The following is a 15902-nucleotide window of genomic DNA, read 5'->3' on the forward strand; positions in this document are numbered from 1 at the left end:
AAGCAAGCAAGCAAGCAAGCAAGCAAGCAAGCAAGCAAGCAAGCAAGCAAGCAAGCAAGCAAGCAAGCAAGCAAGCAAGCAAGCAAGCAAGCAAGTCTTTATTTCCAATAAAGGCTTGCTTCTATCCTCCCCGAATTTCTCTAGAAATAAATTCCACACAATTGCTGTTTTTCAAGATGCAAAATCATTGTTCCTTGAAGAACTGTATCAATCCATTTTTACAGCTGTGAAGTCCGACGATGGATTATTACGATCACTGTTAAAGTATTATAGATAGGATTGATGTTGTAAAGATGAAAATAAATGTAAAAAAAATACTTGGTGGAATTTTAGCCTCCTCTCTTGCCACCATTTCCAATGCATATGGAGCAACGATTGGTTCGCAAGCTCAAAGTGCTGTAATATCTTCATCTTTTATAAGCTCAGAGGAAAAGAAAAAAAATCTTTCGGCTACATCCTTTACTCTGCCGACACGAGGAGAAATACTTCTTGCAGCTCATAGATCTCATAGATCCCATAGTTCTCATAGATCCCATAGTTCTCATAGATCTGCAAGATATACACCATCAACCTATACACCATCAACCTATACACCATCGACCTATACACCATCTTCACCGGCACGAACAACGGTTACCACGCCTGTAGTACCAGCCAAAACCTATGAATACGGAGAACGTACTATTCGTTCTGGTATGAGTGGTAGTGATGTTGCAACCCTTGCAACATTCTTGGTATTGCACAAATATTTAACAATGGATGTTAAACCAGGGAAGAGGGTTTTTTATGATTGGCGTATCGAAGAATCTGTAAAGAAATTCCAAAGGGACGCCAATTTGCCAGAGACAGGCATTTGTGATGCGCAAACAGCAAAAAAACTGAAAGAATGGGAAGCTATTCTTGCCGAGCGTAAAGAAAAAGAACGTTTGGCCGGGTATCAAGAAAAAATAACTCCGATTACACCAATACCAGTCATACCATCTAAAACATTTAAGCTTGGCATGCGAGATTTGCGTATCGGTTGTACAGGCGAGGATGTAACAGATTTCATTTCTCTGTTGCAAAGACTCAATTTGTTAGACTACAGTGAGTCTATGGATTTTTTTGATACAAAAGTAGAAGCTGCCGTAAAAAAATATCAAAAACAAACAGGGCGCACAGAAACGGGAGTTGCAGATAAAATATTTATTCAGGACCTTGTAAAAAAGGAGATTAAATAAATGTTTGATTTTGCAACTAACTCAAATGAAGAATGTGAATTTAAGGTAGATACAAATATATACTCAGACGCGGTCGTTAGCAAGGTTTTGTATTGGTTGTCTAGTGATTTCATAATTTCAAGAAAGCAACTTTCACCGCAACTGCATTTTATCACATTAAAAAAGAAAAAAAATGCAATAGAAAATCTACTTTTAGAAGAAAAAATTGCTCAATTGTTCATTGATTTTAAGGTGCGAGAAACGATAAATAAAGAGACCGAAGCCATTCGTAATATTCTTTACCTAAAGGCATTTGCCAATTATTCCGATTTGGAAGATTTAAGGGATGGTTGACGATGTATTTCTTGCTGCCATTTCGATTTAGATCAATTCAGGATAAAGAAATCCTCGTGAGTGAACTAGGGAATTATTTAATCGTTCCCCGAGGGACAGCTGCAGATATTGTAAATAGAAAAATAGATTCACAATGTGATTTATACAAAGATCTGGAAGCTGGGGCTTTTGTTTCGGAGAAACCAATTCCAGATTTAATTGACAATTTTGCAATTCGTTTGAGAACAAAAAAGTCATTTTTGGATGAGTTCACAACATTGCATATTATTGTACTTACGTTAAGATGTAATCAAAATTGTACTTACTGCCAAGCAAGCAGTTTGCCATCCGATGCAAAACATTGTGATATGAGTGTGGAGGATTTAGAAAAATCCATTGATTTGATAATGCGTTCTCCCGCTACTGCAATTACTATTGAATTTCAAGGGGGCGAATCATCGCTTGTGCCTGATTTAATTAAACATGCCATTAGATATGCAAATAAACTAAATGAATCTGTTGGCAAACAAATAACATATGTTCTTTGTTCTAATTGCATAGATATTTCCGATGATCTTTTGTCTTTCTGCAAAGATAGTTGTATTTTTATTTCAACATCTCTTGACGGTCCGGAGCAACTACACAATAGTAATCGCGGAAAAAAAGACAGTTTTCAGCGTGTAAAAGATGGTATATCTCGGGCTAGGCGTAAAATTGCGCCTCGACTTCATTCGGAGTCCTGAATCCCAGTCGTTGATGTGGACGCAAGCTATTGTAATATTGAACGAAATCCGCAACGTCCGTCTTTAACTTGTCAGGTGAGTTGTAATATTTTAATGATTTCCCTAACAAGTTTATAAAGTCACGGAAAAATCGATGAATGTGCAAATTGATATATCCGGAGTATTTTAGACAGTTCAATAGAGACACTTCCTAAAATACCCCGGTTGATTTTTAATGAGAGAAACATTCCTCTTCGACTCGATTTGGTGTCTTGCTATTCAATGTGCGATGTGAGCGCATCCTATCAGGGTAGTTGTCCGCTATTTTGCGCACATTAAAGTTTGTCATGCAATATTTGAGGTGAGGTATTGAGTTCAACTCACAAAGCTATGTGATTTTGTTGATGTGAATTAAACCTGTGACCTGACGGTTTGAGCTCGAATTGATGTCGCAAATTAGATTTTGCTTATGCTTAGGACTTGAGATTGTTTTTTTATGATGAAATGTTTTTTGACAAGGTTGAAAATATCTTTTTAACTTTTATCTCTAAATGGCCTGCGAGTACAAATTGCGCGTGCTCCACCATTTTTTTAACTTAAAGCCGCTCAGGATAAGCAAGTTGCAAATCCGAGCGTTTTTTTCGTGTCTTGATCTGTCAACGTCTTTCCACGCCTGTCTTTTCCCATACCAATTTTTCGGGATATACAAATAGTTTCCTATTGTATTTTCCTTCAAAGGTGAAAACAGGAGAAGGCTCATCGTCAACCTCACAGGACCGGTGGCAGTAAGGACATTATTTTCCTCCGGTCAGATATTGTTGATTGAGTTTCGGCAGGAGAGGTTCGCCGTCGATATAGACGCCGGTGTCGATTCGGAAATATTTGTCACGGTCGATGTTTCGGAGTTCAATCACACGGGCATTGTTGAGCAGTTCGGAAAGACGTTGTTTTTCGAGGTCAGCGGATTTGCGCTCCTCCGGGTTCTTGCTTCGCAGTTCTGGAGTGTTGATTCCCCGTAGGCGGATGGAGATGTTTTTCCCGGCGATGGCAGAATGTTCGTCGATGTCGCACCGGAACGTATCGCCGTCGATGACACGCAGGAGGCGGGAGACTTTGACGTCGGGATAAAGTTTATCCTGTGTCTGCGGATGGGTGGTGCATCCGGTCAGCAGCAGAATTCCGAACAGCAGAAGTAATGTTCTTTTCATTGGTTTCGTCTCCTTTGTCATCTTATACCGGAGTTTATCGGCAATCTTACGCGGCAGACGGAAAAATGTGCAAAAAAAGAGGTGCCCCCGATTACACCACCTGAAGGCACCGCCAAGCGCCCATGAGAGAATGCAAAAGGGAGCACCAAAGCAATGGTGCTTTCCCTTCAGCAACGATTCTCTCATCAAAAATTGGCGGTTTATCAGGTGAACGTCTGCTGAAAAGTCAAAATAGACTTGTCATATACAATTATAAGATTCGGTTACTTCTCCGATATATCCTCCAGTATCTTTTGTATCTGTTTCTTCAGAACCGGCAAATCATTCATGGCCGTTTCCCGGCGGCTTCTCCGATGATGACCAGATGCGCGAAAAGCGCCGCCTGTTTGTCCTTATTCCCGGAATATTCTTCAAACGACACATTCAGGGATTCGTCGATTTCGCCGATACGCTCAAGAATATGGTTCAAACGTTCCGCATCACTCATCATAATGCCACCATATCCTTCTTCACTTCACGGCTGAATGTATCATTGTTCAAAGTGCGAATGGAAACCACGTCAACAGGCCTGTTAATCAGTTCAGAAACTTCATCCTTGAAATCAAACTGATTGAACAGCGTGGCACCTTTGGCAAACTCGACGAGGAAGTCCACATCGCTTTCCGGCGTTTCCTCTTTTCGGGCGCAGGAACCGAACACGAAGAGCTTTTCCACCTTGTGCGCTTTCGCTATCCGGTAGATTTCATTCCGTTTGGCTCTGAGTTCGTCGAGTTTGCACATGATATCCTCCTGCTCTGTTTAAATATAAGCCGCTTGCAGGAAATTTCAATTACGGCGGCGGGAAAATACCGATGGCGCGATCCGGTTTTTCCAGCTTTTTCCGGAATTCCGGAAGCATCGGCCCATGATAATAGTCCAGTTCCCGCTTGATTTTTTCCCGCAGTGATGCGCTTTCGCCGCTTTTTCCGCTACGCCGGAGCGGCTCCAGCCGTTGGAGCTGGAGTCCGATCAGGTTTTCCTTCACCGCATCGGAAATTTCGGGATTGTAAAACAGGATCTCAAGGATGCCGAGCAGCCGGTCGGTCTCCCGCCAGGCCTGTGGCTCCTTGCCGTCGCGGCGCAGAAAGCCGATGTACCGCGTGTGCAGCGACACCACGGCGGAAACGATCTGCGGATCGTTCGGCCAGCGTCCGAGGAGCCGTTCGGAGAGCTGCACCGCCTCGGCCAGCTCCTGCCGGTTCTGCTCCTGAAATCCCCGGGCATACCGGAGACGCCGCAGCATCAGTTCGACAAGCGCAAGGCCGTACTCCGGCTGTTCGGGGCAGGCGTCGGCGAGCCGCAGAAGCAGTACGACCGCATTCGGCTCGACGCCGGGAATGCGCTCTTTTCGGAATAATCGCGGATTTCCGGCCAGAAGCTGCGCGTATTGAAACCGGTATTCCGGATTGTCCGGGTGGTCCGCCAGCAATGTTTCCAATATTCCGAACGCCCGGGAACGTTCCTTGCTCTCCGGTGCTTCGGAGAGGGCCAGCAGCGCCCGGACCGCTTCAAAACGCTCTTCCGGCTGCTTCGAATCTGCGAAACGGGCGACCACCTGCCGGGAGAGTTCCGTTGCTTCCGCGCTTTTCCCCTGCTTCTTCAATGTCGTCGCCAGTTGATTGATCGGAAAGGCGTCCGGACTCAATTCCACCATGTTGCGGAACGCTTCCTCCGCAAGTGCGTAGTTCCCGGTGCGCAGCGCACATTCGCCGATGACGGCATTCGCCTCGCTGATTCTCGACTCCGGCAGGTTCCGTTCTCCGGCGATCATCCGGTAATAGGGCAGCAGGGTTGAAAGCAGCTGCGTGTTCTTCTGCGAAGGCAGCTGCTCCGCAAGCCGGGCGAACACCTGCGACAGGGTTGCATCCGCAACCGCGGCGTTGCGTTCCGCCTGATTCAGTGCGGCAGTCGTGCGCAGGTAACCGGCCGCGAGTGCGGCGACGAAGGCGGCGGCGCAGAATGCCGCCGCAAAGCCCAGCGCGGCGACCGCCGGTTTGCGTTTGATCCAGAGCCGGAACCGCCTGGCCGGGGACGGCGCAGCGGCGCAGACCGGCTCGTGATTCAGGAAATGCTGCAGATCCGCCGCAAGATCATCCATGCCCGCATAGCGGTCCTCCGGCCGGAAGCTGATGCATTTGTTGATGATCGCGGCCAGATCCGGAGCGCTGCATCTCAGGGGCGGAACCGGCTCTCGGCAGATTCGTTTGGCCAGTTCCCCGGGATTCCGCTCCGGCAGCAGCGGAGACTTCGCAACCAGCTCATAAAGCGTCGCTCCGAGCGAATACTGATCGGTGGCGAAGGTGTTGACTCCGTGCGCCAGCCGTTCCGGGGACATGTAGCGCAGCGTCCCGCTCCGGGCCTCCTCTTTTTCAACGATTTCACCGCCGCCGCGCAATACAAAGGCGAGTCCGAAGTCGCTGACATGCACTTCACGCGCCTCGTCGAGCAGCAGGTTCGCCGGTTTGATGTCCCGGTGCAGGATGCCGCAGCGGTGGGCATAGGCGAGCGCCCGGGCGGCCTGAAGGCCGATCCGGGCGATCTCGCGCGGATCGCTGAATTCACACCGGTCCAGTCCCCTGCCTCCGATGAACTCCATGGCATAGTAACAGCGTTCCGCACTGCATCCGGCGCCGAACACCTTGACGATGTTCGGATGGTGGAGCATCGCGATGACGCGCGCCTCGTTTTCAAACTGGACGCGCCGGGCGGTATCCTTCAGCAGCAGCGGTGACAACAGCTTGACGGCCACTTTCCGGTTGAGCGACAATTGCAGCGCCTCAAACACCACTCCCGTTCCGCCGCTGCCGAGCCTGCGGATCAGCCGGTAATCGGAATCCGGCAGTTCGGGAACCTCGGACGTCTGATGCGGAAGCCGCCGCGTTATTTCGGCATTCAGGCCCTCCATTTCCAGAACGAGCGGCAGGAGATTCAACAGTTCGGACGCATGTCCGGGATGCGCGGCGGCGAAAGCGGAAACTTCCGGCGCGTTCCCGGAACGGCACTGTTCCAGAAACTGTTCGACAAGTTCTTCAAGAGAGCGGTTTTCCGTCATGGCCGGAACTCGGTAAATTCGGTCAGCTGTTTCTGAAGCCGCTGCAGCGCCCGCACATGGCGGATGCTGGCGGCCTTCGGATCAATGTGCAGAACTTCGGCGCACTCCGAATTGGACATCCCGTCGAAGTGACGCAATTCGAGAATCTGCCGGTCGTTTTCCGACAGCGAGCCAAGCGCCTTCTGGAGCAGCGCATAGCGGTCGAGCCGGTCGAGCCGGGTCAGCGGTCCGGTTACGGTATCCGCAAACCGGTTCCAGTTCAGCCGGGCGGCGGAACAATCGCCGTCCTCCGTCACCTCCACCTCCTTGCAGGCATCGCGTTTCCGGCATTGCAGGTGCCTGCGCTCCAGCGCGGCAACGGTCTGAAACAACAGGAGCCGCAGCTTGAAATAGACCGGGATTTCCGGCTTGTTTTCAAAGAAATCGATTTTTCCGCAGGCCGCCGACAATGTGTCCTGAACCACATCCTCCGGTGAAACGCGCCGGGCGAGGAAGGGATTCAGGTTTCGCCGGGCCAGCGCGAGCAGCCGCTCCCGGTATTCGAGAAAACGGCCTGCCCAGAGGTCCGGTTGTTCTGTATCAGGTTGCGGCATTGCGGCAGGGCCTCACTTTTCAGGCGAATAAACATATCCCGCCGCGTTCCGGCTGATCCGGCCGATACCGGGATACGGCAGGTGCATTCCGGCGACCGGTTTCGACGCGGCCGCGGCAAGATCGCAGAAACGCCGCCGGGCCTGTACCGCTTTGGACGGCTCCATATCGTAGGCCGCGCAAATTTCCGGCCGCGGAATCTGGATTGCGGCGGCGTGAAACAGGTCGCCGACGATCAACAGCGAATCGGTTTCGAATACGGTGTGCCCCGGCGTGTGGCCGGAAGCGTCGAGGGCTCTGACGCCGGGCAGCACCTCTTCCCCGAACCGGAACTCCTTCACCCGGCCGGCGTAGCTCTGCAACACTTTCCGGGCCAGTTCTCCGCGCGCTCCGGCGGCGCTTTGCCAGTATTCCCGTTCCGGCGCGGAAACATATACAACAGCGTTGGGGAAGGCGGCCTTTCCGTCTCTGCCGAGCAATCCGCCGATGTGGTCGCCGTGCATGTGGGTCAGCAGGATGCAGTCGATTTTTTCCGGGGGAATGCCGTCCTGTTCAAGTTTGCGGAGCATCGCGCCCCGCTTCCCGCCGTTGCCGGCGTCGACCAGGATCAGCTTGCCGCCGCGCTTCAGCACAAAGACGTTGACGGAGGAGGGAGCCCGCTGCGCACCGGCCAGCCTGCGGAACTCGGTTCCCGGGATTCCCGGGAAGAGTTCGGCCCGCATTGCCGAGGAGGCATCCTGAACGGCAGTCACTTCAAAACTTCCGAACCGGAATTGGCGGTTCGGCGGTTCAGCGGCGATTACGGCGGAAATCATCGCGACTCCGGCCAGCAGCCATTTTGTCATAAGATATCCTCCTGAACGATATTTGTTTATCATTCAATGTGTTATGCCTGATTTTAATACAATATACCACGGAACGGAGTGAAAATCAAACGGGCTTCCGGGTCGTGAGGTCCGGAAGCTGCGGAAATGCCGGTCAACTGCTTCTTACCGCCGTTCGTCCTGTCTGCCGGTACGTCCCTTACTCTCGCGGATGACCCGGAAACCGACGTCATCGGCTTTGACGGAGGCTTCCCGTCCTTCCTCCTTTTGTTCGGTACGGCATTCCGTCCGGCGTGACTTCCAGGAGCCTCCCTTTACCGCCATGACGGTTTTGCCGCGTGCCGTCGGCGTTGAAGTCCACTCCCGGCAATTCCCCCACATGTCGATCGCGCCGCAGGCCGCCAGGGTTTCCGCATAGGCGTCAACCGGCGTTGTCCCATCATTTTCACCACAGTTGAAACTCGCATCTTTCGGCATGTGTCCGGCGGCGAACTCCCACTCCTCCGCGGTCGGCAGGCGGTAGACGGCGCTTTGATCCTTGTCGGAAAGCCATTGGCAGTACGCGGCGGCATCGGCATAGGAGACAGTCACCACGGGATGCCGCGCTTTTCCGGCGGGCATGGCGCCATTCCGCCAATCCTGCGGCGGTTTTCTGCCCGTCGCTTTCAGGAATTCGGAATACTCTTCGTTGGTGACCGGCGTGCGGGCGATCGATACGTTCCGGGCGGCTCCGATCACCGGCAGATACTCTTCCTGCCTGTCGCGGGAGCCGGGCTTGAGGCGCGGATCGGTGAAGCGGCGCAGGCTCTGTTCGATGCGTTTCTCCCGGTTCTGAAGCATCTCATCGACAATCTCCTGCATTTCCTGAACCTTGGACGCATGTTTGGCGGTCCGCTTCAGTTCTTCAAGTTTCGCTTTCTTGCGCTCGACGACTTTGTCGTAATTGGCAGCCACCTGCTTTTTCAGTGCGGCCAAGTTCGCCTCGGTGGGATGGCGGCGCCAGGCGGAGATCAATCGTTTCGTTTCCTCATTCAACTGCGGGCGTTCTTTCTCGATGGTGGTGCTGTATTTGTGCAGTTTGGCCTCTCCGGCGGAAGCCGCGAATCCCATGCCGACGGCTGCGGCCATGCATACCGCAAGGATGCTTTGAGCGAAATTGATGTTCATAATTGTTTCCCTCCTGTTGGTTGTCGTCGCTGTAAAAGTGCCGGAGCTTTGCCGCTCCACCTTTAAGAATGCGGTTTTTCTGCAGATTCTACACTTTTCCTGAAGAATTTTTTATTTTTTTGTAGAGTCGGCGGCTTGTCGCGGAGGCGCCTCGACGCACCGTTGGATTCAACCCTGCTTTGAGGGCTGCGGAGGGGAGGGGAGTGTGAAAAAACAAATAAAAAACGACTGAAAGAGAAAAAATGCTTTGTTTCTCTTTTCAGTCGCGGTTTATGGCGATGTCGTTTCAGAAAATTCCGGAGCCGTTCTCCGTGATTGCGTAGAATGTCTTCAGGCGGAATACCGGCGGCAGGCGGTATCGCGGATTGAGTTCAAGGAGGCTTATTGCCTGAATCCTTCAAAGAAATGTTTGATATGGGTTCGGCGTTTCAGATATGACTGCATTTGAGGCTCCTGCCGCTTTCGCAGGCTGCGGACGGCGAAACCGGCCTTCCGCATTCCGTCCCGGCAGGCGCAGAGGAACAATTGCCAAGGATGTCCTTTCTCCAGATGATACCGCACATACAGCACCTGCGGACGCAGGCCTTTCAGGCGGGTACGCCACCATTTCGGAGAAAAACGGCCCGGTTCGTTCATCAGGATCAGCCATGAAGATTGCGGGAACACACAATTTTCTCCGAGCAGCGCCAGAAAATCGTTCCGGATCGCTTCCGGAATTTCTCCCCGGAATTCCGGAAGGCCCGGAGCGTGCCGGAACAGTTCCGGCACGACCGCAAACAACGGTGCCGGCGATAACACTCCGAACCGTTTCGCCAGCAGCTCCACGCGGTTCCAATCGATGGTTTCCCGCCGGATCAGGAAGGCGAGGTCCAGCAGCAGTTTCATGCCGTTGTGCCATTCGTGGCCGGCGGCATGGGCGACCTGCAGAAGAAGATTCAGTTCGGGGGAGAGGCGATGTTCTTCGGCATTGCCGGTTTTTCGGCACTCCTTCCAGAACTGCGCCGGTTCTTCCGAATGAAAACCGGGAAGATCGAAATGGATTTCGACATTCACTCCCTTTCGTTTCAGCGGGGCGAAATGGTGATCGTAACGGAATTCGTCTCCGGTCCAGCCGTCGGCCCGCAACAGGGCGATGGCTCGATCGATGTCGCCGGGATGGATCAGGATATCCAGATCGCCCATCAGCCGCAGCGAAAGATCGGGATAGACTTCGCGTGCCAGCTCCGCACCCTTGAACGGCACAAACCGGATGCTGTTTTCATTCAGCAGCTTTCGGATGGAATCGAACTGATGGAAGAGGGGCAGGGAGTTCTGCGACACCGCCCGCCCGGCTTTCTGAAACTCCGTTTTCCGTTCCGGAGGCAGCACTTTCCACAGATAATAGTAGAAAAAAGGCTCCAGGCGGTATTGAACCGCACTGCGGCAAAGTTCTTCGCGCACCTCCGCCGCACACCCGGCCCAATACTCTTCCGTCCGGGAACGGAAAATGAACTCCCCCGCCGTTTCCAGCAGTCGCGAAAGTTCATCCGGGTGTTTTTCGTTTATTTGCATTACATCTTCTGGTCGAGGTTTTTTCCGGTCTCATGATGCTCAAAATTGGGCAGGAAACGTTTCAGCGCGGCGACGATTTCCGCCTTGGTTACTTCCGGCCGGGACAGCAGCGCCGCGAGTTCTTGCAGAAACGCCTCCACTTCGGCCAGCGGGCGGCTTGTGCCACCGGTGATTACCCCCAGGGCCCGGAATCGTTCCTGATCAATCGTTTCTCCCGCCACATAGAACTCTTCGAAGCTCTTTTCGCCGGTGGTGTCGGAAGTGAAGTAGTAGACCGGATACCGTCTGGAATCTTCCGGCATCTCCGCAGCGAACCGGCGAGCCTCCTCTTCGGAGGCACACCGGAACGGTTCGTAACCCAGCGCCCGCAGCAGACGGTCGGAGATTGCGGCAAAGGTCATCATCTGTTCTTCACCGAGCTTCGGGAAGAAAATCTCCCGGTTCCGGCCCAGAATGCAGGCCATCAAACAGATCTGGCCGCTCTCTTCCGGTGACACGAAATAGCGTTTCACGTCGGCGGGAGAACTCAGAGGCTGCCGCTTCAGCAGCCGTTCCAGAAAGCCGGCGGGCAGACTGCCGTTGGAAAAGGCGACATTCGCAAATCGGGCGGTGGTTACCTTGAAGCGATCCGCATATGCCATGATCATGTCTTCCATGACCCGCTTGCTGGCCCCCATGATGTTCACCGGATTGGCGGCTTTATCGGTGGAGACACAGAAAAAGTGTTCCGGCGGAAACTCCGCCAGCAGTTCCAGCAGGCGACGCGCTTTCAGCACATTGTTTTCCAGCAGCGCCTGTACGGAATAGACATCCTTCTCGCTGCGGACATGCTTGTGGGCCGAAAAGTTTGCGACGATATCAAAACCGTTTTCCGTCCGGAAAATTTTTTCAAAAATCGGGTCCGCGAAACTGAGCGGATAAGTCCGGTAATCCGGCGGTACATACATGCCGAAGGTCGAACGCAAGTCGCGGGTCAGTTCGGTCAGGCCGTTTTCGCTGAGGTCCACGACCACAAGTTTTGCAGGACGGAACGGCAGCAGGGCGCGGATGTAAGAACTGCCGATGGTCCCGGCGCCGCCGATCACCAGCACCTTTTTTCCGGCGATTTCACGTGTCAGGAGTTCTTGATTGGCCGTCAGGTCCTCCCGGAACATGCTGGCATTCCGTTGCGTGACCGCCTCCGCGATGAATTTATTTACATGGAACATATTCGATCTCCTGAATGTTATTTTTTCGTCATCCATTCCGGTTTGGACGGCAGATCCCGGAACCATCGGTACGGCAATTCGCTCTCCGGAAATATGATCACCCACGCTGTCAGAAAAATAATCCTGAAATCTACTGCCAGAGAGGCATGTTCCTGATACCAAAGCTCCAGCGCCCCCTTGTAGGGCGCGATGAATTCCCGGTAAAATTCCGCCGGCTTCTCCGTTCCGGAAAGATACTTTTCCTCATCACGGAAAATCACCGAACCGATTCCGCTCAGACCTGGGCGCAATTCTCCGATTACCTGTTGAATTTTCGGCGAGTAGTACGCAAAATTCCGCGGTGTCAACGGCCGCGGCCCGATAATGCTCATATCACCTTTGAGAATATTGAAAAGCTGAGGCAGTTCATTAATTTTGGTTTTTCTCAGAAAACGACCGAATGGCAGCACCCGTGGATCGTGTCGGGTCGTGATATCACCTGTACCGATATTCGGACTGTTCTTCAACATGGTAGCAAATTTCATCAGACCGAATGGCTGTCGATTTTTTCCTATCCGCTCCTGACAGTAGAAAATATAATGTTCTCCAGTCAGTTTCAGGATGATCATGATCGGAATTAACAATGGTGAAAGTATCACCACGGCGAATGTTGTTAAGATAATATCAAAAAAACGTTTCATAATACCAAGCCGTTTCAGTTACGGGAACTCAATTCCCTGAGATGTTCTGTCACAGGATGGGGACGCCACGAAAAATCGCGTTGTGCCGCGCTTCCGTCAAATGTAAGGGTTTGCGTCATCTGATGCAGCCTTTTTTTGTTGAATATAAATGTCTTGTGCGTAACACCCTGAATCAGTTCGCCCGCATAAGCCAGTAAAACGGCGCACCAGACTGGAAGTTTGGGACGATGCGGAAAACGGTTCAGGCGGCAGAGGCCGGAATACAATTCAGAAAATGACAAGTCATGCCCGTCCGTCAAGTTGTATGTTCCTCCACTGACAGCCAGTTCCTCCAAAAACGGCGCTACATCACGCAGCAGAATTGCACTGCGTCTTGCCTCGCCATTGCCGATGTTGAAATACACACCCTTTTTCATTGCCCGGAACATGCTGCCCAGATTACCCGGCGCGTCGGGGCCGGCAATCAGTGGCAATCGAACGATCCCGCGTACTACCGGTGAAGCAAAAGCTGTTTCACGGATCAGTTGTTCTGCCTGGATTTTACTGCGTCCGTAGGGAGTATTGGCGAGCAATGGAGCAGTTTCCGGGATATGTTCCCCCGCTTCCAGTCCATATACTGCTACGCTGCTGATGAACAGCAAGGCACGCGGTGGTGCGGCTTGCAAAGCCATAAGCAAATGTTCGGTTCCTTTTACATTAACCTCAAAAAACTGCTGTTTTTCCTGCTCGGTTCTCGGAATCACGTGCGCTTTTCCGGCAGCATGGATTACCATATCATAGTGACAGCCTGCAAGCTCTGGTATCTGTTCTGCCAAGTTGCAGACGATATGCTTTGCCGGCTCCTTACGTTCGACTGTCGTAAGACCGAGGGTGTCTACAACAGCTCCGCGGGCTGAAAAATATTCCAGAACCGCCCCGCTCAGAAAACCGGGATAACCGGTCAACAGAATACGCATGGACAACTATTTTTTCTCCTGATGGTTAAGTGAAGTGAAAAGCTCTCCGTATCGGTTCTGAATTACAGTTTCGGAAAAACGTTTTTCTGCTGTTCTTCGCGCCGCCTGTCCTGCTGCAGTCAGTTTTTCTTCCGGCAGAGCACAGATCAAATCAATGAGTTCAGCAAGCCGGGCCGGTTCATGAGGCTCGACCTGCCAGCCGCATTGTTCCTCTGCAATTACCTGGGCGATTTCAGAATCATGCTCTCCGATATAGAGCAAAGGCTTACCCGCCGCCATTGAGAAGTAGCTTTTGCTGGGGACTCCGAGACCGAGCATATTGGTGCCGAGTGTTACAATTGCCACATCGCACGCATTCAGAAACTCCGGCTGCTTTTCCAGCGGAAGAGGTTCCAGATAGTAGATATTATGATACCGCGATTCTGCCTGTTGCATACGGACAGTGTCAGCCATTGCGCCGGAACCAATGAACAGAAAGACCGCCTGTTTGCTTTTGACCAATGTGATTGCGGTCAGAAGATTGTTGATCCCCTGGACTCTGCCAATATTTCCGGCAAATAAAAAAACCTTTTTGTTTTGAATTCCCAACTGGCACAAGTAAGGATTGTTCCGTGGTGAAGTCGGTTGAATCCGACTACAGTCACTCCAGTTCGGAATGAGCAGGAGCCGTCTGTTTTCAACTCCCTTGTTTTTCAGGATGTTCGCCATATCCCGGCCAATCACGATCACCCGGTCAGCCCGGCTATACGACCAGTCGAAGATTTTCTTGACCACGCGATAATGGAAACTTTTCTGACGTGCCAAACCGGCTGCCACCAGATTTTCCGGGAAAATATCATAAGCCAGCAGAATATATTCGAAACGCCGGAAAGAGCGCAACACCGCCAGTATGAAAATGATAAATGCCGGGTTGGTGACCGCAAACACCACATCATTTCGGCGAACATGCAGAAAGGCCAACCGGAAAAAATGCCAGGAGATAACTAGAAATTTCTGAATCCTTTGCTTCAGGTTGTTTTTATCTCCGTGTCCCACCGCAACTCGGAAGACACTGAAATTTTCGGTATCTTCCGATGGAGTCTGCGGGCCGGGTGTTGCACAAATTACCTGAATTTTTCCATGGAATCTTCGTGCTACGCCGATAATCCGCGTCAGGAAATAGGCCGTCGAGTTTGGTGCCGGCTCGTAATATTCCGTAAAGAAAAAGAGAGTTCTCATCGTTTACTTTTTCAGTTCAATACCGCGCCAGCGGTTGGAAAGTCTGGCGGTGCCGAGGATCAGCTTCAGTACGCGCCATGAAGTGTTCGGAACCTGATATTCCGGACAGATTTTCTCATATTTGCCGCCGTTCTGCTCGAATTCATCGATCACCAGCCGGACTGAATCCAGCACGATCTCCGGATCAAGCCCGGTCAGGATGATCGTGCCGGCATCCATCGCTTCCGGCCGCTCCAGCGCCTGCCGGATCGTGACCGCCGGGAAGTTCAGCATGCTGGATTCCTCGCTGATCGTGCCGGAATCGCTGATCGCACATCTGGCATTCAGTTGCAGGGCGTTGTAATCGAAGAAGCCGAAAGGTTTCAGGAACTGCACGCGCGAATCAATCTCCACGCCCTCCAACGCTTCGATCCGTTTGCGGGTGCGCGGATGGGTCGAAACCACGACCGGCATGTCATAGGTTTCCGCGAGGCGGTTCAGGATGGTCAGGATCTTGCGCAGGTTCGACGGATAGTCGACGTTTTCTTCGCGGTGACAGCTGACGATGAAGTACCTGTTCTTTTCCAGCTTGAGCGTATCCAGGATTTTCGAGGAACGGATTTTATCCATATACTGGTGTAGCACTTCGTACATCGGGGAGCCGGTCACGTAGATATGGCGGTGAGGCAACCCCTCCGCAAGCAGGTGACGGCGGGAATTTTCGGTGTAGACCAGATTGAAATCGGCGATGTGATCGATGATCCGGCGGTTGATCTCCTCCGGCACGTTCAGGTCAAAGGAGCGGTTGCCCGCTTCCATGTGGAAAATCGGAATCTTCATGCGCTTGGCCATGATTCCGGCGATCGCGGCATTGGTGTCGCCGAGGATCAGCACCGCGTCAGGCTGCTCGGCGTTGAACACCTCCTCCACTTTGATCAGGGTTTCACCCAATACATGGCCGAGGCTGGAGGTGTCCACGCCCAGATAATAGTCCGGCTTGCGCAGCTCCAGCTCCTCAAAGAAAACCTGGTTGAGTTCGTAATCGTAGTTCTGGCCGGTGTGGATCATCTTGTGGTCCACATGGGCTTCCAGCAGTTTGATGACCGCCGCAAGCCGGATGATTTCCGGACGGGTTCCGACGATCGACATCACTTTGAGTTTGGATTTTTCCATGG

Annotated in this window: 18 protein-coding genes; 4 read left to right on the forward strand and 14 right to left on the reverse strand. The window is 52.1% G+C overall.

All coding sequences use genetic code 11. The features are described from left to right. The 4 genes from C8D82_RS20810 to C8D82_RS16790 all read left to right on the forward strand — a co-directional run. Window positions 1-277: hypothetical protein (locus C8D82_RS20810; RefSeq protein ID WP_133245250.1), on the forward strand; the 277-nt coding region annotated here is incomplete at its 5' end. Between the two features lie 16 nt (window positions 278-293). Next, window positions 294-1220: a peptidoglycan-binding domain-containing protein gene (locus C8D82_RS20815; protein ID WP_133245251.1), complete on the forward strand. Its 927-nt coding sequence runs from the start codon at window positions 294-296 to the stop codon at window positions 1218-1220. After that, complete coding sequence (gene hxsD / locus C8D82_RS16785) at window positions 1221-1553, forward strand: His-Xaa-Ser system protein HxsD (protein WP_116885448.1); 333 nt, start codon at window positions 1221-1223, stop codon at window positions 1551-1553. A 2-nt stretch (window positions 1554-1555) separates the two neighbouring features. Continuing rightward, a complete protein-coding gene (locus C8D82_RS16790; RefSeq protein WP_116885449.1) occupies window positions 1556-2275 on the forward strand; it encodes a radical SAM protein in 720 nt (239 codons plus the stop codon). Here C8D82_RS16790 and C8D82_RS22385 read toward each other — a convergent pair. From C8D82_RS22385 to wecB, 14 genes are all read right to left on the reverse strand, one after another. Continuing rightward, window positions 2235-2462, reverse strand: a complete 228-nt coding sequence (locus C8D82_RS22385) for an integrase core domain-containing protein (RefSeq protein ID WP_116885450.1) — start codon at window positions 2460-2462, stop codon at window positions 2235-2237. The genes C8D82_RS16790 and C8D82_RS22385 overlap by 41 nt on opposite strands. 586 nt (window positions 2463-3048) lie before the next feature. Next, window positions 3049-3462: a thermonuclease family protein gene (locus tag C8D82_RS16800; RefSeq protein WP_116885451.1), complete on the reverse strand. Its 414-nt coding sequence runs from the start codon at window positions 3460-3462 to the stop codon at window positions 3049-3051. A gap of 325 nt (window positions 3463-3787) precedes the next feature. After that, window positions 3788-3952 (reverse strand): ribonuclease HepT family protein, encoded by a 165-nt coding sequence (locus tag C8D82_RS21380; RefSeq protein WP_165833153.1) that lies wholly within the window; start codon window positions 3950-3952, stop codon window positions 3788-3790. Then, window positions 3949-4242, reverse strand: coding sequence for a nucleotidyltransferase family protein (locus C8D82_RS16805; RefSeq protein ID WP_116885452.1), 294 nt, complete (start codon window positions 4240-4242; stop codon window positions 3949-3951). Before C8D82_RS16805 ends, C8D82_RS21380 begins: the two co-directional genes overlap by 4 nt. A 49-nt stretch (window positions 4243-4291) precedes the next feature. Then, window positions 4292-6553: a serine/threonine-protein kinase gene (locus C8D82_RS16810; protein WP_116885453.1), complete on the reverse strand. Its 2262-nt coding sequence runs from the start codon at window positions 6551-6553 to the stop codon at window positions 4292-4294. Beyond that, entirely contained in the window at window positions 6550-7146 is a 597-nt protein-coding gene (locus C8D82_RS16815) for a sigma-70 family RNA polymerase sigma factor (protein WP_116885454.1), read from the reverse strand. The genes C8D82_RS16810 and C8D82_RS16815 overlap by 4 nt, the downstream gene beginning before the upstream one ends. Window positions 7147-7158: 12 nt before the next feature. Then, window positions 7159-7989 (reverse strand): MBL fold metallo-hydrolase, encoded by an 831-nt coding sequence (locus C8D82_RS16820; protein ID WP_165833154.1) that lies wholly within the window; start codon window positions 7987-7989, stop codon window positions 7159-7161. 144 nt (window positions 7990-8133) lie between these two features. Next, entirely contained in the window at window positions 8134-9135 is a 1002-nt protein-coding gene (locus C8D82_RS16825) for an SUMF1/EgtB/PvdO family nonheme iron enzyme (RefSeq protein WP_116885456.1), read from the reverse strand. Between the two features lie 381 nt (window positions 9136-9516). Beyond that, entirely contained in the window at window positions 9517-10686 is a 1170-nt protein-coding gene (locus C8D82_RS16830) for a nucleotidyltransferase domain-containing protein (protein WP_116885457.1), read from the reverse strand. Further along, complete coding sequence (locus C8D82_RS16835; protein WP_116885458.1) at window positions 10686-11894, reverse strand: UDP-N-acetylglucosamine 4,6-dehydratase; 1209 nt, start codon at window positions 11892-11894, stop codon at window positions 10686-10688. The genes C8D82_RS16830 and C8D82_RS16835 overlap by 1 nt, the downstream gene beginning before the upstream one ends. 17 nt (window positions 11895-11911) lie before the next feature. Further along, window positions 11912-12574 carry a sugar transferase gene (locus C8D82_RS16840; protein WP_116885459.1) on the reverse strand — a complete coding sequence of 221 codons (663 nt, stop codon included), beginning with the start codon at window positions 12572-12574 and terminating at the stop codon, window positions 11912-11914. A 14-nt stretch (window positions 12575-12588) separates the two neighbouring features. Beyond that, window positions 12589-13530, reverse strand: coding sequence for an NAD-dependent epimerase/dehydratase family protein (locus C8D82_RS16845; protein WP_147835249.1), 942 nt, complete (start codon window positions 13528-13530; stop codon window positions 12589-12591). 6 nt (window positions 13531-13536) lie between these two features. Then, window positions 13537-14748: a glycosyltransferase family 4 protein gene (locus C8D82_RS16850; protein WP_116885461.1), complete on the reverse strand. Its 1212-nt coding sequence runs from the start codon at window positions 14746-14748 to the stop codon at window positions 13537-13539. A 3-nt stretch (window positions 14749-14751) separates the two neighbouring features. Then, window positions 14752-15900, reverse strand: a complete 1149-nt coding sequence (wecB, locus tag C8D82_RS16855; protein ID WP_116885462.1) for a non-hydrolyzing UDP-N-acetylglucosamine 2-epimerase — start codon at window positions 15898-15900, stop codon at window positions 14752-14754. Between the last annotated feature and the right edge of the window lie 2 nt (window positions 15901-15902).

This window comes from Victivallis vadensis, assembly GCF_003096415.1.
GTDB classification, from domain to species: domain Bacteria; phylum Verrucomicrobiota; class Lentisphaeria; order Victivallales; family Victivallaceae; genus Victivallis; species Victivallis vadensis.